Genomic DNA, 17,114 nt, shown 5'->3' on the forward strand with positions numbered 1-17,114 from the left:
GTGGGTGGCGCGCCGAAGGGCGGCGCACAGGCTAGGGCGGCCATCGACCGCGGCCAGCCGGTTACCGACCCGTCAGCCCGAAGCGGTCGGCGCCACGCCCGCCGGCCGTCACTTCACGCACTCCAGCGCGTACTTCAACCCCTGCCCGAGCAATCCGCGCCACACATCCCACGTATGCCCGCCGTCGACGATGCGCAGTTCGGCCGGGTTCTGCGCGCGGCGCAGGTGCGTATACAGCACGCTCGATTCGGCCTGGATCGTCAGGTCGTCGTCGCCGGCCGCGATGAACATCGGCACGCGCCAGCTACGCGCGAAATAGCCGCGCAGCAGCGCCGGGTAGTTCAGCTCGTGCCACACGCGCGAATCGAACTGCCGATCGCCGAACACGCCGACGTAGCGCGCGGCGGAATTGAGCGGCGGCTCGTTCGCATAGATCGCGGGGCTCAGCAGCATCGCGCCGCAGAACAGCCCGGGTTCGAGCAGCGAGAAGCGCAGCGCGCCGAAGCCGCCCATCGACACGCCGCCGATCGCGCGGCCCGCGCGCTGGTTCGACACCGCGAAGTGCGCCTCGACTTCGGGCAGCAGGTCGTTGAGGAACGCGCTCTGCATCTTCTCTTTGCGGTCGACGTACCAGTCGGTGCCGCCCTGCGGCATCACGATCACGACGGGCGGGATGTCGCGGCGCTCGATCAGCGTGTCGGCGGTGGCCTGCAGCCGGCCCAGCGTGACCCAGTCGTTCGCGTTGCCCGCGTTGCCGTGCAGCAGGTACATCACCGGGTAGCGCGCGCCTTCCGGGTTGTAGCCGGGCGGCAGGTAGACCGTGTACGACCAGTCGCGCTTCAGCGACGCCGACCGGAACGTGCGCAGCACGACGCTGCTGCCCGGATTGACGGACGGCTCCTGCGCGGTGGACGGCGTCGTCGCGGTCTGGACGGCCGGCGGGGCGGGCGATACCGCCGGCGCGGGCGCGGGCGCGGCCGCCGGCGGCGTGGCGTGGGCGGTGGCGATGGCGCCGGCGATCAGGGCGAGGGCGAGCGGAAGGGCGAGTCGGCGCATGGCGAATCGTTTCAGGAGTGGCGCCGGCTATCGTAGCAGCGGCGCGTGACGGCGCGGCGCGTCATGGCCGCGAACGGAACGGCAGCCGCGCGACGAGCGGCCCGTAGAGTTTGGCCACGAGATACAGCAGCCCGATCGCGACGGCGTCGGCGGTCAGGCCGAGCGGCACGTCGAGATAGCCTTCGGTCGCCTGGTAGAGCAGCGAATCGACCGCGAGCGAAATGCCGGTGCCGGCGACGAAGCACAGCAACCCTTGCCGGCCGATCGTGCCGATCCACGGCATCGCGTGCGCGACCTTCTTCATCCAGCCGAGGTGCACGAGCTTCGCGGCGAGCCAAGCGATCGCGAGGAAGTTCACGAGACGCAGCGCGCCGAGGTTCTGCTTGATCGACGGATCGGTCGGGAACGGCTCGATGCGCAGCCGGTAGTACGCGCCGGCCGCGACGATCGCGAGCGACGCGGCCGTCAGCAGCCAGCCCTGCGGCCGGGGCGCGAGCGTCTGGTAGACGGGCTGGCAGCGCGCGATCACGCCGAGCACGAACAGGAACTGCCACGCGAACGGGTTGAAATCCCACGGCGCGCCTTCGACGGTCGGCAAAAAGCGCGCGACGTGCGGCGCCGCGTACCACAGCGATCCGCTGAACGCGAGCATCAGCCACGGCTGCGTGCGCGCGAGCGGCAGCGCGAGCGGGACGAGCAGCGCGAAGAACGCGTACATCGGCAGCACCGACGCGAGGTACGGCTGACGGCGGAACAGCAGGATGTCGCGCAGCGCGGCGAGCGGCTTGTGCAGCAGCCCGTCGAGATCGTTGGTCGGCATGTTCGGGCCGTCGATCGCGAGTGCGTTCAGCGCGGCGGTGATCAGCAGCATCAGGCCGGCCGTCACGAGGAACGCGCGGTAGATCTCGAACGCCCGCCGGATGAAGCGCTGGCGCGCGGCGGCCTCGTCGTGCCGCTCGGCGAGCGAGTTGTACGCGATGGCGGTCGCGAAGCCGCCGAGGAACACGAACACCTCGGCCGCGTCGCACAGCGCGTACGCGTGCAGCGTGACGCGCGACAGGATGCTGCCGCCGATGTGGTCGACGACGATGACGAGCAGCACGAGGCCGCGGAAGAAATCGAGCTCGGCGTAGCGGCCGGCCCGGGCCGGCGCGGTCATCGGAGCGCCTTCCGGCGCGGGCCGCGGGCACGGCCGGCACGCGCCGCGCATGAATCGGGGTGAAGCATGACTTCGTGAAGAAATGGCGAACGGATGCGCATTGTGCCACCGATGCGACGCCTTCCGGGTTTACGCGGATGGCGGGCCGTCCCCCCGCTGCCGATAAGCCCGGTCAGGCGGTCCGCGCAACGGGGCAGTTGGACGAGCGCAACGCTTTGCGCGCGACGACCCGCACCCGATGGACGGACGGTTTGCGTCGTGACACCATTTTGTCCTCACGCGGCCGCACACCGCGTCGTCCGCCCTGCGGGCCACCCATACAACAGATCGAACAATTCGCCGGGCGCAAGGCCTGCCCGGCCCTCGGCTCCGGAGATTCGTCATGAGGAAGCACGCCATTTTTGCCGCCGCGCTCGCCGCCTTCGCCGCGCCGGCCTTTGCCGAGACCAGCGTGACGCTGTACGGCGTGATCGACGAAGGCTTCAATTACACGAACAACGTCAACGTCAATGGGGTCGGAAAGACCAATTACCAGCTTGCGAGCGGCTATGCGCAGGGCAGCCGCTGGGGCCTGAAGGGCAGCGAGGATCTCGGCGGCGGGCTGAAGGCGGTCTTCACGCTGGAAAACGGTTTCGACGTGAACAACGGCCGGCTCGGCCAGGGCGGCCGCATGTTCGGCCGCCAGGCGTTCGTCGGGCTGTCCGAGTCGCGCTTCGGCACGCTGACCCTCGGCCGCCAGTACGACGCCGTCGTCGACTATCTCGCGCCGCTGACCGCGAACGGCAACTGGGGCGGCACGCTGTTCTCGCACCCGTTCGACAACGACAACACGGACAACTCGTTCCGCGTCAACAACACGGTCAAGTACGCGAGCGCCGACTGGAACGGCCTGACGTTCGGCGGTACGTACAGCTTCAGCAACAGCACGGGCTTCTCGAACAACCGCCAGTACAGCATCGGCGCGCAGTATTCGCTGGCGGGGCTGCAGGTCGCGGCCGCGTACCTGCAGGCGAACAACCCGGGCATCGGCAGCGCGGGCGCGATCGCGGCCGACGACGCGAATTTCGTCGCCGACCGGCTGCGCATCTTCGGCGGCGGCGTCAACTACACGTTCGGCCCGGCCACGGTCGGCGTCGTCTATACGAAGACCGACGTGAAGAACCCGGTGTCGACGGTCTACCTGCCGGCATCGACGTTCGCCGGCCTCGGGCTCACCGCGACGAAGTTCCAGAACTTCGAAATCAACGGCAAGTACCAGCTCACACCCGATTTCTATCTCGGCGCGCAGTACGTGTACACGGACGGCAAGTACGATGCCGCGGCCGGCTCGTTCAAGCCGAAGTACCACACGGTCGGCCTGATGGCCGACTACAGCCTGTCGAAGCGCACCGACGTGTACCTGCAGGGCGCGTGGCAGAAGGTGGGCGGCGACAAGACGGGCACGGCGGCCGACGGTGGCTATGTCGTCGGGACGGACGGCCCGTCGGCGTCGTCGAACCAGTTCGCGGTGCGCGCCGCGATCCGCCACAAGTTCTGATGTCCTGACCGCCCGGCGCCGCGCGGTGAATCGCCCGGCGCCGGCAGCCGGCCGCCGGCCGCCGTCAGGCCGCTCGGTGCGGGGTGCCGCCGAGCGTTTGCGCGAGCCAGTCGACGAAGATCCGCACGCGCGGGGCCAGATGCCGGCTGTGCGGAAACACGACCGATACCGGCAGCGGCGGCGCCTGCCATTCCGGCAGCACCTCGACCAGCGAGCCGTCGGCGAGCAGCGGCGCGAGCCCGTCGCGCGGCGCCTGGACCAGCCCGAGGCCCGCGAGACAGCACGCGAGATACGCCTGCGAACTGTTGACCGACACGACGCTGCGCATCTTCACCGTGTGCACCTCGTCCGAATCCATGTCCGCATATTCCCAGTCCAGCTCGCGGCCCGTGCGGCTCGAGAAATAGCCGACCGCGACGTGGTCCGGCAGTTCGTCCGGCGAGCGCGGCGTGCCGTGGCGCGCGAGATAGGCGGGCGACGCGCAGTTGATCTGGGCCATCTCGCCGACGCGCCGCGCGACGAGCGACGTGTCGGACAGCACGCCGACCCGCACCGCGCAGTCGATGCCGTCGGCCACGAGGTCGACGAAGCGGTCGGTCATGCTGATCACGACGCGCAGGTCGGGGTAGCGCGCGTGGAAATCCGGCAGCGCCGGAATCACCTGGGTCAGCGCGAAACGTTCGGGCAGGTCGACGCGGATCAGGCCGCGCGGCGACGCGCCGGCGTCCTCGAACAGCGTCTCCGCATCGTCGAGATCGGCGAGCAACTGCACGCAGCGCTCGTAATAGGTCGCGCCCTCGGCGGTCAGCGCGACGCGCCGCGTCGTGCGTTGCAGCAGGCGGATCTTCAGGTGCTTTTCCAGATACTGGACGGCGTTGCTGACCGTCGGGCGCGGCAGCTGGAGTTGCTCGGCCGCTTTCGTGAAGCTGCCGAGATGGGCGACGCGCGCGAAGACGCGCATTGCTTGCAGATGGTCCATGCGGGGGCGGGAGCGTGGCGGATGGGAACAGGCTCCATTGTTAATCATCGTGGAATGAACTGGTTGGGGGTTTCGCGTTTATCGTGCGCGGCGATGCGCTCAGAATCCGGTTGATTCAGTCACCACCGCAAGGACATGGACATGGACAAGCGTCAACTGGGCCGCACGGGCCCGCAGGTTTCGGCGATCGGGCTCGGCTGCATGGGGATGTCGGATTTTTACGGGCCGGCGGATCGCGACGAAAGCATCGCGACGCTGCACGCGGCGCTCGACCACGGCATCACGCTGCTCGATACGGGCGACTTCTACGGAATGGGCGACAACGAGATGCTGATTCGCGACGCGCTGCGCGGCCGCACGCGCGACCAGGTGCTGATCAGCGTGAAGTTCGGCGCGCTGCGCGATCCGGCCGGCGGGTTCGTCGGCTACGACGCGCGGCCCGCGGCGATCCGCAACTTCGTCGCGTATTCGCTGAAGCGGCTCGGCACCGACTACCTCGATATCTACCGCCCGGCGCGCGTCGATCCGGCGGTGCCGATCGAGGAGACGGTCGGCGCGATCGCCGATCTCGTGAAGGCCGGTTACGTGCGCCATATCGGGCTGTCGGAAGTCGGCGCGGACACGATCCGCCGCGCGGCAGCCGTGGCGCCGATCGCCGATCTGCAGATCGAATACTCGCTGCTGTCGCGCGGGATCGAGGCCGAAATCCTGCCCGCGTGCCGCGAACTCGGGATCGGGGTGACGGCGTACGGCGTGCTGTCGCGCGGGTTGCTCGGCGGCGGCTGGAGCGCGGCGCGGCAGGGCGAGCGCGATTTCCGCGCGGCGAGCCCGCGCTTCCAGGGCGAGAACCTCGAGCACAACCTCGCGCTGGTCGATGCGCTGCGCGCGATCGCGGAGGAGAAGGGCAGCAATCCGGCACAGGTCGCGATCGCGTGGGTGCTGTCGCGCGGCGCCGACATCGTGCCGCTGGTCGGCGCGCGCAAGCGCACACAACTGCAGGACGGCTTGCGTGCGACTGAATTGCAACTAACGGTCGAAGATCTCGCCCGCATCGAAGCGGCGGTTCCCGCCGGGGCGGCTGCCGGCGAGCGCTATCCGGCCGCGCAGATGGTGCACCTCGACAGCGAGCAGGGTCACGGGTGATTCATGGGGCCGGATCGCCGGGCCCGACCGCCCCGGCCGGCGGCCCCGAGCCAGCCTCAGGCAAAGCCAGATGGCGGGCGGCATCGCGGGCAGGCACCATCGGCGCCGTACTCAACGGACGGAATGCCTGCCATGCAAATTCATACGCTGACGATCATCGTGCTGGTTTTCCTGCTGGCCGGCGCGGTGAAGGGGATGATCGGGCTCGGGCTGCCGACGATCGCGATGGGGCTGCTGACGCTCGCGATGCCGCCGTCGGCCGCGGCGAGCCTGCTGCTCGTGCCGTCGTTCATCACCAATGTGTGGCAGTTGTGGCTCGGCCCGTCGTTCGGCGCGCTGCTGCGCCGGCTGTGGCCGCTGCTCGCCGGCGTGACGGTCGGCACGCTGACGGGCGGGTTGCCGGCGCTCGCGGCCGGCAGCACGTGGACGCACGCGGCGCTCGGTGTCGTGCTGGTGCTTTACGGGCTGTGGGGGCTGGCGGCCGCGCGGCTGCCCGCGCCGGGGCGCCATGAGAAATGGCTGTCTGCCGTGGTCGGCTACCTGACGGGCGTCGTGACGGCCGCGACCGGTGTGTTCGTCGTACCGGCCGTGCCGTACCTGCAGGCGCTGCGGCTGTCGAAGGACGATCTGATCCAGGCGCTCGGGCTGTCGTTTACCGCGTCGACGATCGTGCTCGGCTTGCAGTTGCGCGTGACGGGCGCATTGCAGACGGTCGATCTCGGCGTGTCGGCGCTCGCGCTCGTGCCTGCGCTGGCGGGGATGGCCGGCGGTCAATATGCGCGGCGCGTGATGAGCGAGAAGATGTTCAAGCGTTGCTTCTTCGTCGGGCTGATTGCGCTCGGCGCGTATATGGCGGGGGCGGGGTGGTGGTGAGCACGCGCCCGGCCGCTGAATGATCCCGAAGCCGGTTTCGGCAACCGGCTTCGGGAACGGTCACGGGGCTACGGTCGCGCTGCTTACGCCGGATCGGCGTACTTCAGCGTCCACCCGACCGTGCGGGTCGCGCCCGCGCCGAGCGCGAACGGCTTCGTCGTGCACGCGAAGTTCGAATGCAGCTGCCCGATCGGCGTCGTCGACAGCGGATTCGTCGCGCCGTTCGCCGTGTCGAAGGCGGACAGCGCGCAGTTGTCGAATCCGGATGCCGCATAGCCGGTCGCGGCGCTGTTCGCGTACGTCACCGACACGCCGTCGCCATTCGCCTGCGTCGACGCGAAATCCGCGAACGACGTGAAGTCCGTCTCGACCGCGAGGTTGCCGGCGAGCGTGCCCGAACTCAGCGTATCGCTGCGCGAGACCGTGCCGTGCGCGAACGTCAGCACCGTGTGCACCTGCAGATCGAGATCCGTCGTGTACGCGGCGTTCTTCGACGCGAGCCGGAACTTCGTCGTATCGAACGACACGACTACCTGGCCGTTGCTTTGCTGCACGTTCAGGTTCCTGTAGTACGTGACGGGAATGTAGGTCTTCGCGTTGTACGTCACCTGCGGGAGCAGCAGCGCATAGCCGAGGTCGGTCGTGCCGTAGATCAGCTTGTCGGAGAACGGCACCGGGTAATACGGCGTGTACGAGTTGTAGTCGGGCGCCTGGCTGAGGTTCAGGTTGATCACGCGCCGGCCGTCGCGCACGGTGAGCAGCGCGGCGCTGTACGGATGCGCGGCGTCGCCCGGCTGGTTGTACCAGGTGAGCGTGTAGCGCGGCAGCGCGTCGAGCCACGCGCGGTAGTCCGCATCGGCCATCGGCGCCTGGCCGCCGAAGCCGAGCTTGTTCCACCACGCGTTCACGTACAGGTACTGGTGCAGCAGGCTGAAGTTCTCGCCCATCACGCGCGGCTTGCCGCGATACGTGTCGGTGCCGCGGCCCTTGACCCACATGTTCACCGACGGCGTCGGCAGCGACGGGTCGTACCAGTACGTGTCGAAACGACGCGCGGCCTGGTAGATGAATGCATACGCAACCTGTTTCTCGCGATCGGTCAGCACGCCGGCATTGGCCGCGGCCGTCAGCACTTCCATGAACGCGGAATCGCCGTACGGGCCGATCGAGCGGCCGTAGTTGAAGCCCTGGCCGTCGGCGTTCAGCTGCGGCAGGATCAGGTCGACCGACTTGCGCAGATAGCCCTTCAGCTCCGGCGTGAGATTCGCTTCGTTGCCCATCTCGAACGTGCGCTCGACCACTTCGCCGATCAGCAGCGTGCTGTAGCGGTCGAAGCGCGCCTGGTCGTAGTAGGTCGTGTGCGTGTTCGATGCTTCGTCGGAGAACCCGCCCGACGAGTCGTTGCGGATGTGGTTCGTCAGCGTGTACAGCAACGCGTCGCGCGCGCTCATCGCCGCGACGGACGGATCGGTCTTCGATGCGAACGACGGGCTGCTCCAGCCGAGCTTCTGGCGCAGTCCGGCAATGCCGTAGGACACCGCATAGTAGTTCTGCGCGGTGTTGAGCGACGCGATGTCGATCGGCGTGCCGGCGGCCGGGCACGTCGTGGTCTTGCCGCTCGAATCGGGGCCGAACATGTCGCAGAAGGTGAGCCGCTGCTGCAGCGTCGCGAGCATCGCGTCGCTGAAGACTTCGTTGAGCATCCCGTGCGCCTTCAGGTTGTTCAGCGCGACGAGGTAGTAGTACTCGCCCCACGACGTGTTCGCATACGCGTAGTTGCTGCCCGACTGCGCCATCATCGCGGTCGTGATCGTCTGGTACGTCGCGAGGTAGCTCGCGTATTGCGGGTCGTTCTTCGACTTCATGTCGATCAGGATGTACGACAGGCCGAGCGCGAGCTTGCCGGGCAGGAATTTGTCGCCGGTATTCGTGTCGAGCACGTGGACGGGCGTGCCGTCGCCGAGGTCCATCACGACCTGCGTGAAGTCGGGCGATTTCCGGATCAGGTCGAACAGCGCGCGCATCTGGCCCATCATCGTGACCGGAACGTTCGTGCCGGCCGGCACGCTGGTGTCGGGCGCGCCATACACGAGCGCCTGCAGCGAATTCGCGGCGAGCGCGGGCGGGGTGGGCGTGGTGGACGAAGGGGGCGACGACGGCGTGTCGGTCACGTCGTTGCCGCCGCATGCGCTGACGAACAGGACGGAAAGGGCGCTGAGCGCGGCGCCGAGCGCGAATCTGCTGCGCGGATGCATGGTGTCTCCAGTTTTGAATAGTGATGAAGCACGGCACGTGTGGCCGATGCCGCGCTCGATGCCCGTACCCGGCTTCCGTCTGCAACCCTGATTCCCTGAAGACGGACGCGCTGAATCACAGTCGAGCGGGCAAGCGTTCTCCCTGCACGGGCCATGACCGGCGTCGCGCGCGAGCATTGGAAAACGTTTTCCAAATTTAGGCATCGAACGGCGTGATGTCAATGAACTTTCACATCGGATTCGCCGGTAGAAACCCGAATGGCGGCGAGCAGAGGGTGCGGGAAAGGGAATTGGAATTACGCGAAAATCGCCGGTATTTTTCCCGATGATTGAGCGCTCATTGCACGAGAGCGATCGCGCTTTGAAGCGGCAGGCCGGAGCATGGCATGGAAACGGGTTCTCGATACGCAATGAGAGAAAACGTTATCCATAAGAATCGAAGCGCATTCATCCACTCGTGACTACCGGCCGCCGCGCGCGGCGCCAAGCTATTTCGACGACGTTCAAAGCTGTTTCTCGATCGCCGCCTTGTCGATCACCGACCACACCTGCCGGATCTTGCCTTCGTGAAACTCGTAGAACACGTTTTCGGCGAACGTGACCTTGCGGCCGTCGACGGCGAGCCCCATGAACGTCCCCTTCGGCGAACACGCGAAGCGAAGGCGGCACGCGACACGCGGCGGCTCGCACACGAGCAGCCGGATGTCGAAGCGCAGATCGGGAATGTCGCGGAAGTCCTGTTCCAGCATCGCGCGGTAACCGGCGAGGCCGAGCGGCCGGTCGTTGTGGATCACGTCGTCGGACACGTATTCGCCGAGCGCCGTCCAGTCCTGCCGGTTCAGGCAGTCGATATACGCGCGATAGCGGGTGGCGAGATCGGTATCGGTCATGGCGATGTCTCCGTATGTCGATGGGGCGAGTCGGGTGCGGCGCGCGTTACGGCGGCGGCGCGTCGCCCGACAGGAACGCGACGAACTCGCGCGTGTACTTCGGCAGCGCGTCGAACGACCGCGCGCAGAGCGTCAGTTTCCGATGGCTCCACGGATCGGACAACTCGACGAGCCGCACGTCCATCGTCTGCATCGCGCGCTCGGCCGCATGCCGCGACACGATGCCGATGCCCACGCCGCTCGCGATCACGCGGCAGATCGCGTCGAAGCTCTTCAACTGCACGCGATACCGGATCCGCTTGCCGAGCGCGCGCGCCTGGTCGGCAAGATGCACCTGCAGCGCGCTGCCGTCGGTGAGGCCGATGAAGTCTTCGCCGGCGATGTCGTCGAACGCGACCTTGTCGTGCGACGCGAGCGGATGCGCGGCCGGCACGACGACGATCAGCCAGTCTTCGCGGAACGGCTTCTGTTCGAGCCCGCCGAGCCCGACCGAATCGGCGACGATGCCGACCTCGGCCGTCTTGTTGCGGATCGCATGCACGATCTCCTGGCTCGAGCGTTCCTCGACGCTGATCGACAGCTTCGGATGGTGCGGCAGGTAATCGGCCAGTGCGTCGGGCAGGTACTCGCTCAGCGACGCGGTGTTGCACAGCAGCCGGATATGGCCGCGCAGCCCCTGGCCGAATTGCTGCAGTTCGCCGCGCATGTGATCGATCTGCTGCAGCACGGTGCGCGCGTGGTGTTCGAGCGCGCGGCCCGCGTCGGTCGGCTGCGCGCCCGTCTTGGTCCGGTGCAGCAGCGGCACGCCGAGTTCGTCTTCCATCCCGCGAATGCGTTCGCTCGCCGCCTGCAGCGTGATGTGCGTGCGTTCGGCGCCGTTCGTGATCGTGCCGGCCTCGCAGATGTTCAGGAAGAGCCGCAGGTCGGTCAGGTCGAAGCGCATGATGGGCGGAACGATGGGTGGGGGAATGGCCGATAAGTTAGCAGGAACCGCCGCGCCGGTCTCAGGGGCAGCCTGAGACGCGGTTCGCCGCTTCCGCATTTTCGGGGCGTGATCGGCGGACGATGATGGACGCACATCAACCGGGGGAGCTCGTCATGCAGATCGATTCGTCGTGGGGCGTGTCGTTCAAGATCGCGCTGCATCTGTTGTTCCTGTGCATCGGCGTCGCGTGGGCCGGAGCCGAACTCGTCGCATGGTTGCGGTGAACGCTGTCGATCGTGCCTATTGAAACAAGTCCGCCATAGTTTTTTACGACGAAAATTCTTCCGTTTTTCTGCGCAAAGACCATCAAGTTTTTCCGGATCGGACCGTATTACCGGTAGCGAATGCCGGCCGGCATCCGGTCCGTGATCGTTTGTCATCATTGTTTGCATCCGGTTACACGTCGGCCGTTCCGTTTTTGAGATGCTTGAAAGATTGTCAAACCGGAGTCGGATCGTCCATGAAAACGCGCGAGATTCACCGCAAGGCGGCGGGGCTGTTGTCGAGCCTGGCCGCCGTGCTCGTCATGGCCGGTTGTGCAAATACGCAGTCCGTTCCGCCGAGCGACACGCTGGCGGCGCAGCCTTCCGCTGCAAGCCAGCCTGCCGCGATGCCGGCCGCGCCGATGCCGGCCGCGCCGATTCTCGTCGCGCGCAAGTACGTCGTGAAACGCGGCGACACGCTGACGGGCATCGCATCCGCGAACGATTGCAGCGTGGCCGACTTGCGCACCTGGAACAAGCTGGCAGCGAACGGCAGGTTGCGCCGGGGGCAGGTGCTGCGCATCGTCAAGCAGCAGCCGCTGCCGCCCGCGGGCGCGGCCGGCACGCAGGCCGTCGCGAGCAATGGTGCGGCGGGGAATCAGGCAACCGCGCAGGCCACTGCGCAGACAACTTCGCAGGCCGGCGCATCGAGCGCGAGCGATCGCCAGGTCGTCAAGGAAACGAAGCGCCGGGCGGGCGGCGTCGCGCTCAAGTGGCCGGCGACCGGCAAGATCGTCGACGGGTTCCGGCCCGGGCAGACCCGCGGCATCCAGATCGCCGGCCGGCCGGGCGACCCGGTCCGCGCCGCGGCCGACGGCCGCGTGATGTATGCGGGCACCGGCCTGAACGATTACGGCAGCCTGATCATCGTCCAGCACAACGCGGATTTCCTGACCGCCTATGCGCACAACCGCAAGCTGCTCGTGAAGACGGGCGACATCGTGCATCAGGGCGATGCGATCGCCGAGATGGGCGACCTCGACAACTCGCGCGTCGCGCTGCTGTTCGAGGTGCGACGCGACGGCAAGCCGGTGAATCCGATGCCGTACCTGCCTTCGTCGCAAGGGTGAAGCGCGGCCGTTTCGCTGGAACGCGACGGCGGTCGCTGCTACGCTAGGGTCTGTTCATGCGAATCCCGCCACCGCGCGGGGCCGACGGGCGTCTTTCGGGGAAGCGCGGCGAATGCCGTCGCGGGCCGGCCGTCGGCGTGAACGGTCGCGCGTCGACGATGCGCGGCCGCGTCGCTTCGCGCCACCGTTTCCGACAGAACAGATCTCATTCATGGAACACTCTCCGACACGCCGCTCGCTGTTGCTTGCCGCCGTTGCCGCGCCATTCGTTGCCGCGTGCACGTCCGCGCCGGTCGCCGACCAGGGGCGCGCCCACACCGCACAAGCCGAACTCGCCGCGCTCGAAAAAGCGTCGAACGGGCGGCTCGGCGTCGCCGCGCTCGATACGTCGAACGGCGTGCGCATCGCGCACCATGCGCGCGAGCGCTTCCCGCTGTGCGGCACGTATGCGGTCATGGCGGCCGCCGCGATGCTCGCGCGCGGCTCGCTCGACGCGTCGCTACTGCCGCGCCGCATCCTGTATCGCCGCTATGAAATCGTGTCCGGCTCGCCGGTGACGGAAAGCCACGTCGACACCGGCATGACGATCGCGCAGCTGTGCGCGGCGATGCTGCAGTCGGGCGACAAGGGTGCGGGCAACCTGCTGATGGGCGTGCTCGGCGGCCCGCAGGCCGTCACGGCGTTCGCGCGCGAAAGCGGCGACACCAGCTTCCGCCTCGATCACTGGGAACCCGAGCTGAACAACGCCGCGCCCGGCGACGAGCGCGACACGTCGACGCCGGTCGCGATGGTCGATACGCTGCAGCGGCTGCTGCTCGGCGATACGCTGCGCGAGCCGCAGCGCGCGCAACTGACGGAATGGATGGTCGGCGGCGCACGCGGCGCGACCGGCATCGCGGCGGGCGTGCCGCCCGGCTGGCGCGTCGCGGACAAGGCCGGCACCGGCGGCTACGGCACGACGACCGACCTCGCGGTGCTGTGGCCGCCGTCGCGCGCGCCGATCGTGATGGCGGTGTCGTTCACGCAGCCGGACGCCGCTGCCGCGGCGCGCGCGGACGTCGTCGCATCGGCGGCGCGCATCGCGGCGGGCGCGCTCACCGCGACGGCCTGAATTTTCGGCGCCTCGCACAAAGCCGGCGTTTGGCTTATCGTGTCGGTCAGCGCGCGCCGGCGTCGGCGCGCGGTCCTTCCGCGCCGTTTCCTGTTTCGGTTTCCCGTTCGCCATGCGCCGACTTCCGCCCCTGCACGCGCTGCAGATCTTCTCGACGGTGGCTCGCCACCGCAGCTTCACGCGTGCCGCCGAGCAGCTGTGCATCACGCAGGGCGCGGTGAGCCGGCAGATCCAGACGCTCGAGGCGCACTACGGTTTTCCGCTGTTCAGGCGGCATGCGAAGGGCCTCACGCTGACGGCCGAGGGCGAGCAATTGTTGCCGGTGGTCGACGAGAGCTTCGCGCGGATCGAGGACATCTCGATGAAGCTCACGCGGCAGCGCACCGATCTCGCGCTGAAGGTGCCGACCTGCGTGATGCGCTGGATGCTGCCGCGCATCATGCGCTTCCAGGGCGAACATCCCGATCTCCACGTGCAGATCACGACCGCGTGGCAGCACGTCGTCGATTTCTCGAGCGAACCGTTCGATGCGGCGATCGTCTACGGGACGTCGCCGGGCCCCGGCGTCGTCGCGCTGCCGTTGTTCGACGAGCGGCTCACACCCGTGTGCGCGCCCGAGTTGCGGCAGGCGTCGCCGCTCGGCGCGGTCGGCGATCTCGCGCGCCACACGCTGCTGCATCCGACGCGCGACCATCGCGACTGGCGCGCATGGCTCGACCATGCGGGCGAGCGCGGCGTCGATCCCGCGCGCGGGCCGACGTTCGACACGCTCGATCTCGCGACGAACGCGGCGATGCAGGGCTTCGGCGTCGCGATCGGTGACGTGACGCTCGTCGACGACGACGTCAGCGCGCGCCGGCTCGAACGGCCGTTCGACATCGTGCTCGAAACGGGCGCACGCTACTTCTTCGTCTATCCCGAGAACCTCGGCAGCCAGCAGAAGATCCGCGCGTTCAGCGACTGGATCGCGCGCCATCGCGACTGACGCGACCGACGCGCGGCGGCTGCGGCAGCGGGTTGCTACTGGTAGGTGACGACGGCGATCATCGGCGCGTGCGCGTTGCCCGGACGGTCGGGTAAAACGATTGCGCGGGAGGCCTGCGTAAAGGTCGTGGTCTTGATCGTGTGCAGGCTGGCCGCATCGACGAACGCGACTTGCCCGCTCGCCGGGCGCGGGCAGTCGGGGCGCACGTGCGCATGCGCGGCGTCGGCCGTGTCGAGCGCGAACGAGCAGGGCGGTTCGACGATCATGCCGGTGAAGTGGATGATGCCGGACGCGCCGGCGGCAAAGGACGAGGATGAGGCCAGAAGCGAGGCAGCCAGGGCAAACGAGGCGGCAAACGAACGATGCTTCATGACAGGCTCCAGAGAGGAAGCGCGTCGCAGCGAGGCCGCTCGAATGGCAGTCCGTCAACGCTGCGGTGCTGTATGCGTAAACGGCAAGTTCATCGAACCTCTTGAGTGAGAAACCGGAAATATCGGCGATGAGCAAACGACGCCGTATTCCTTCAATCAATTTATCTCAAATTTGTGCGGCCGCAAGTCAGGGTATTGCCGGTCACGTAAACTCGGGGAGCGCGCGCCGATGGATGCGGGATTCGTCGGTAAATCGTTGAGGACTCAACGAATCGGCGATGCTGAGCATGACGATGCGCGAAAAGAAAACGGCCGCTCGTGTATGACGAGCGGCCGTTTTGCGCTGGAGCGCGGGGTGCGGTGTTCAGCTCGCGCGCTTGCGGATCGCGCCCACGACGACGAGCAGCACGATCGCGCCGATGATCGACGCGATCCAGCCCGCGCCCTGGCCCGGCGCATACCAGCCGGCCGCGCGGCCGATGTAGCCGGCGACCAGCGAGCCGACCACGCCGAGCACGATGGTCATCAGGATGCCCATCTTGTCGTCGCCCGGCTTGAGTGCGCGGGCGAGGAGGCCGACGATGAGCCCGACCACCAGGGTTTCGATGAATTGCAGCATGAATGCCTCCCTATTGCTGTGCTGTTGACGAAAGGAAGTTGACCCGTGCGGTGTACAAGGGTTCCATGCGGCGGCAAGCCGGCGCGTGGCGTGCGAAGTATCGCATGCGTTCGCGTCCGGCGGATGTCACGTGGCAGGCGCGTCGATTGCCGGGTCGAGACGGCGGTAGCCTTCGGTCGCATTCAGCAGCGTGCGCGTGTAGTCGCGTGCGACCTGTCCGGCCCGTACGTCCTCGACCCGCAACTGTTCGACGATCTCGCCGTGCTGCATCACCGCGACGCGCTGGCACAGGAAGCCGATCACCGCGAGGTTGTGGCTGACGAGGATCATCGTCAGGTTGCGTTCGCGATGCAGGCGGCGCAGCAGGTTCAGGATCTCGGCCTGCACCGACACGTCGAGCGCGGACGTCGGCTCGTCGAGCAGCAGCACGCGCGGCTCGACGATCAGCGCGCGCGCGATCGCCACGCGCTGCCGCTGGCCGCCCGACAACTGGTGCGGATAGCGGAAACGGAACGCGGGGCCGAGGCCGACCTCGGCGAGCGCGCGGGCGATCCGCGCGTCGGCGTCGCCGATCGCATGGATCGACAACGGCTCGCGCAGCGTCTGGTCGACGGTGAAGCGCGGATGCAGCGACGCGTACGGATCCTGAAACACCATCTGCACGTGGCGGCGGAATGCGCGATCGGGCGTGCCGCCCACCGGGCGGCCGTCGATCGACAGGCTGCCGGACGCGAGCGGCACGAGGCCCGTCAGCGCACGCAGCAGCGTCGACTTGCCGGAGCCCGATTCGCCGACGAGCCCGAACACTTCGCCGTCGCGCACCGCGAAGCTCGCGTCGCGCACGGCGTCGACGTGACCCGTGCGGGTCGGGAAACGAATCGATGCGTGATCGACGTCGATCATCGTGCGGTCTCCTGTCGATCGGCGCGCGCGGCGGCCGGCGGCGCGGCGTCGAGCCATGCCGGGTCGCGCCGCAGCACCGGCAGTTCGTCGGGCGGGTTCGCGAGCGGCGGGTTCGCCGCGAGCAGCCCGCGCGTATAGGGATGAGACGCGTCGCGCAGGTCGCGCGCGGCGCAGGTTTCGACCACGCGGCCGGCATACATCACCGCGACGCGGTCGCAGAACGACATCACGAGCGGCAGGTCGTGGCTGATGAACATCAGGCCCGTGTCGTGCCGCGCGATCATCGCGTCGAGCACCGCGAGCACCTGCATCGACACCGCGACGTCGAGCGCGGAGGTCGGCTCGTCGGCGATCAGGAGGCGCGGGCCGGTCGACACCATCATCGCGATCATCACGCGCTGGCCCATGCCGCCCGACAGCTCGTGCGGATACGCATCGGCGACGCGCGCCGGATCGCGGATCTGCACGGCCGCGAGCGCGTCGACGATCCGCTCGCGCAGCGCGCGGCCGCGCAAGCCCGGCTCGTGCCGCCGGAACGCTTCGCCCATCTGCTTCGCGACCGTCATCACCGGGTTCAGCGAATATTTCGGGTCCTGCAGGATCATCCCCATCTGGCTGCCGCACAGGCGCCGGCGCTCGCGCGGCGACATCGCGAGCAGATCGTGCCCGGCGAAGCGCATCGTGCGTGCCGACCAGCGCGCGGCGTCGGGCAGCAGGCCGAGTAGCGCGCGGCCGGTCAGCGACTTGCCGGAGCCCGATTCGCCGACGATGCCGAGCCGCTCGCCCGGCGCGAGCGTCAGCGACAGGTCGCGCACCGCGTCGGTGACGACGCCGTCGTGGCCGCGAAAGCCGATCTTCAGGCCGTCGATCTCGCAGAGCGGTGCTGCCGGCGCGGCGGTGGAATTGATTGACATG

Annotated in this window: 16 protein-coding genes; 6 read left to right on the plus strand and 10 right to left on the minus strand. The window is 68.1% G+C overall.

Annotated features, from left to right (window positions below):
* Nucleotides 1–108 precede the first annotated feature (108 nt).
* Nucleotides 109–1,056 carry an alpha/beta hydrolase-fold protein gene (locus tag HWX14_RS11465; RefSeq protein WP_175882820.1) on the minus strand — a complete coding sequence of 316 codons (948 nt, stop codon included), beginning with the start codon at nt 1,054–1,056 and terminating at the stop codon, nt 109–111.
* 61 nt (nt 1,057–1,117) lie between these two features.
* Nucleotides 1,118–2,215, minus strand: a complete 1,098-nt coding sequence (locus HWX14_RS11470; RefSeq protein WP_175882821.1) for an OpgC domain-containing protein — start codon at nt 2,213–2,215, stop codon at nt 1,118–1,120.
* 382 nt (nt 2,216–2,597) lie between these two features.
* On the opposite strand from HWX14_RS11470, the gene HWX14_RS11475 reads away from it, so the two are divergent.
* Nucleotides 2,598–3,752: a porin gene (locus HWX14_RS11475; protein WP_175882822.1), complete on the plus strand. Its 1,155-nt coding sequence runs from the start codon at nt 2,598–2,600 to the stop codon at nt 3,750–3,752.
* Between the two features lie 64 nt (nt 3,753–3,816).
* On the opposite strand, the gene HWX14_RS11480 is transcribed toward HWX14_RS11475, so the two are convergent.
* Nucleotides 3,817–4,731: a LysR family transcriptional regulator gene (locus HWX14_RS11480; RefSeq protein ID WP_175882823.1), complete on the minus strand. Its 915-nt coding sequence runs from the start codon at nt 4,729–4,731 to the stop codon at nt 3,817–3,819.
* 141 nt (nt 4,732–4,872) lie between these two features.
* Here HWX14_RS11480 and HWX14_RS11485 point away from each other — a divergent pair, with 141 nt between their 5' ends.
* Together HWX14_RS11485 and HWX14_RS11490 are read left to right on the plus strand one after the other, a co-directional pair.
* Nucleotides 4,873–5,874 carry an aldo/keto reductase gene (locus tag HWX14_RS11485; protein ID WP_175882824.1) on the plus strand — a complete coding sequence of 334 codons (1,002 nt, stop codon included), beginning with the start codon at nt 4,873–4,875 and terminating at the stop codon, nt 5,872–5,874.
* Between the two features lie 132 nt (nt 5,875–6,006).
* The gene (locus tag HWX14_RS11490; RefSeq protein ID WP_175882825.1) at nt 6,007–6,747 is read left to right on the plus strand and encodes a sulfite exporter TauE/SafE family protein; all 741 of its coding nucleotides are present in this window, start codon (nt 6,007–6,009) and stop codon (nt 6,745–6,747) included.
* 83 nt (nt 6,748–6,830) lie between these two features.
* On the opposite strand, the gene HWX14_RS11495 is transcribed toward HWX14_RS11490, so the two are convergent.
* The 3 genes from HWX14_RS11495 to HWX14_RS11505 all read right to left on the minus strand — a co-directional run bounded on the left by HWX14_RS11495 (nt 6,831) and on the right by HWX14_RS11505 (nt 10,835).
* Complete coding sequence (locus HWX14_RS11495; RefSeq protein ID WP_175882826.1) at nt 6,831–9,002, minus strand: hypothetical protein; 2,172 nt, start codon at nt 9,000–9,002, stop codon at nt 6,831–6,833.
* Nucleotides 9,003–9,505: 503 nt separating this feature from the next.
* Complete coding sequence (locus HWX14_RS11500; protein WP_011547519.1) at nt 9,506–9,892, minus strand: ester cyclase; 387 nt, start codon at nt 9,890–9,892, stop codon at nt 9,506–9,508.
* 46 nt (nt 9,893–9,938) lie between these two features.
* On the minus strand, nt 9,939–10,835 hold the full coding sequence (locus HWX14_RS11505; protein WP_175882827.1) for a LysR family transcriptional regulator: 897 nt from the start codon (nt 10,833–10,835) through the stop codon (nt 9,939–9,941).
* 502 nt (nt 10,836–11,337) lie between these two features.
* On the opposite strand from HWX14_RS11505, the gene HWX14_RS11510 reads away from it, so the two are divergent.
* From HWX14_RS11510 to HWX14_RS11520, 3 genes are all read left to right on the plus strand, one after another.
* On the plus strand, nt 11,338–12,210 hold the full coding sequence (locus HWX14_RS11510; RefSeq protein ID WP_175882828.1) for a peptidoglycan DD-metalloendopeptidase family protein: 873 nt from the start codon (nt 11,338–11,340) through the stop codon (nt 12,208–12,210).
* Nucleotides 12,211–12,421: 211 nt separating this feature from the next.
* On the plus strand, nt 12,422–13,321 hold the full coding sequence (bla, locus tag HWX14_RS11515; RefSeq protein ID WP_175882829.1) for a class A beta-lactamase: 900 nt from the start codon (nt 12,422–12,424) through the stop codon (nt 13,319–13,321).
* Nucleotides 13,322–13,433: 112 nt separating this feature from the next.
* A complete protein-coding gene (locus tag HWX14_RS11520) occupies nt 13,434–14,306 on the plus strand; it encodes a LysR substrate-binding domain-containing protein (protein WP_175882830.1) in 873 nt (290 codons plus the stop codon).
* Between the two features lie 35 nt (nt 14,307–14,341).
* Here the strand turns inward: HWX14_RS11520 and HWX14_RS11525 are convergent, their stop codons facing one another.
* The 4 genes from HWX14_RS11525 to HWX14_RS11540 form a co-directional block, all read right to left on the minus strand.
* A complete protein-coding gene (locus HWX14_RS11525; RefSeq protein WP_175882831.1) occupies nt 14,342–14,677 on the minus strand; it encodes a type 1 fimbrial protein in 336 nt (111 codons plus the stop codon).
* A gap of 364 nt (nt 14,678–15,041) precedes the next feature.
* Nucleotides 15,042–15,296, minus strand: coding sequence for a GlsB/YeaQ/YmgE family stress response membrane protein (locus tag HWX14_RS11530; protein WP_175875304.1), 255 nt, complete (start codon nt 15,294–15,296; stop codon nt 15,042–15,044).
* Between the two features lie 126 nt (nt 15,297–15,422).
* Nucleotides 15,423–16,199, minus strand: coding sequence for an ABC transporter ATP-binding protein (locus tag HWX14_RS11535; protein WP_175882832.1), 777 nt, complete (start codon nt 16,197–16,199; stop codon nt 15,423–15,425).
* Nucleotides 16,196–17,113 carry an ABC transporter ATP-binding protein gene (locus HWX14_RS11540; protein WP_175882833.1) on the minus strand — a complete coding sequence of 306 codons (918 nt, stop codon included), beginning with the start codon at nt 17,111–17,113 and terminating at the stop codon, nt 16,196–16,198. The genes HWX14_RS11535 and HWX14_RS11540 overlap by 4 nt, the downstream gene beginning before the upstream one ends.
* Nucleotide 17,114: the final 1 nt, after the last annotated feature.

Source organism: Burkholderia sp. BCC0044 (assembly GCF_902832955.1).
GTDB lineage: Bacteria > Pseudomonadota > Gammaproteobacteria > Burkholderiales > Burkholderiaceae > Burkholderia.

Bases quoted from the DNA above. Each gene is read 5' to 3' on its own strand.
- HWX14_RS11465 (WP_175882820.1), bottom strand. From the start codon at position 1,056: ATGCGCCGACTCGCCCTTCCGCTCGCCCTCGCCCTGATCGCCGGCGCC.
- HWX14_RS11470 (WP_175882821.1), bottom strand. From the start codon at position 2,215: ATGACCGCGCCGGCCCGGGCCGGCCGCTACGCCGAGCTCGATTTCTTC.
- HWX14_RS11475 (WP_175882822.1), top strand. From the start codon at position 2,598: ATGAGGAAGCACGCCATTTTTGCCGCCGCGCTCGCCGCCTTCGCCGCG.
- HWX14_RS11480 (WP_175882823.1), bottom strand. From the start codon at position 4,731: ATGGACCATCTGCAAGCAATGCGCGTCTTCGCGCGCGTCGCCCATCTC.
- HWX14_RS11485 (WP_175882824.1), top strand. From the start codon at position 4,873: ATGGACAAGCGTCAACTGGGCCGCACGGGCCCGCAGGTTTCGGCGATC.
- HWX14_RS11490 (WP_175882825.1), top strand. From the start codon at position 6,007: ATGCAAATTCATACGCTGACGATCATCGTGCTGGTTTTCCTGCTGGCC.
- HWX14_RS11495 (WP_175882826.1), bottom strand. From the start codon at position 9,002: ATGCATCCGCGCAGCAGATTCGCGCTCGGCGCCGCGCTCAGCGCCCTT.
- HWX14_RS11500 (WP_011547519.1), bottom strand. From the start codon at position 9,892: ATGACCGATACCGATCTCGCCACCCGCTATCGCGCGTATATCGACTGC.
- HWX14_RS11505 (WP_175882827.1), bottom strand. From the start codon at position 10,835: ATGCGCTTCGACCTGACCGACCTGCGGCTCTTCCTGAACATCTGCGAG.
- HWX14_RS11510 (WP_175882828.1), top strand. From the start codon at position 11,338: ATGAAAACGCGCGAGATTCACCGCAAGGCGGCGGGGCTGTTGTCGAGC.
- bla (WP_175882829.1), top strand. From the start codon at position 12,422: ATGGAACACTCTCCGACACGCCGCTCGCTGTTGCTTGCCGCCGTTGCC.
- HWX14_RS11520 (WP_175882830.1), top strand. From the start codon at position 13,434: ATGCGCCGACTTCCGCCCCTGCACGCGCTGCAGATCTTCTCGACGGTG.
- HWX14_RS11525 (WP_175882831.1), bottom strand. From the start codon at position 14,677: ATGAAGCATCGTTCGTTTGCCGCCTCGTTTGCCCTGGCTGCCTCGCTT.
- HWX14_RS11530 (WP_175875304.1), bottom strand. From the start codon at position 15,296: ATGCTGCAATTCATCGAAACCCTGGTGGTCGGGCTCATCGTCGGCCTC.
- HWX14_RS11535 (WP_175882832.1), bottom strand. From the start codon at position 16,199: ATGATCGACGTCGATCACGCATCGATTCGTTTCCCGACCCGCACGGGT.
- HWX14_RS11540 (WP_175882833.1), bottom strand. From the start codon at position 17,113: ATGTCAATCAATTCCACCGCCGCGCCGGCAGCACCGCTCTGCGAGATC.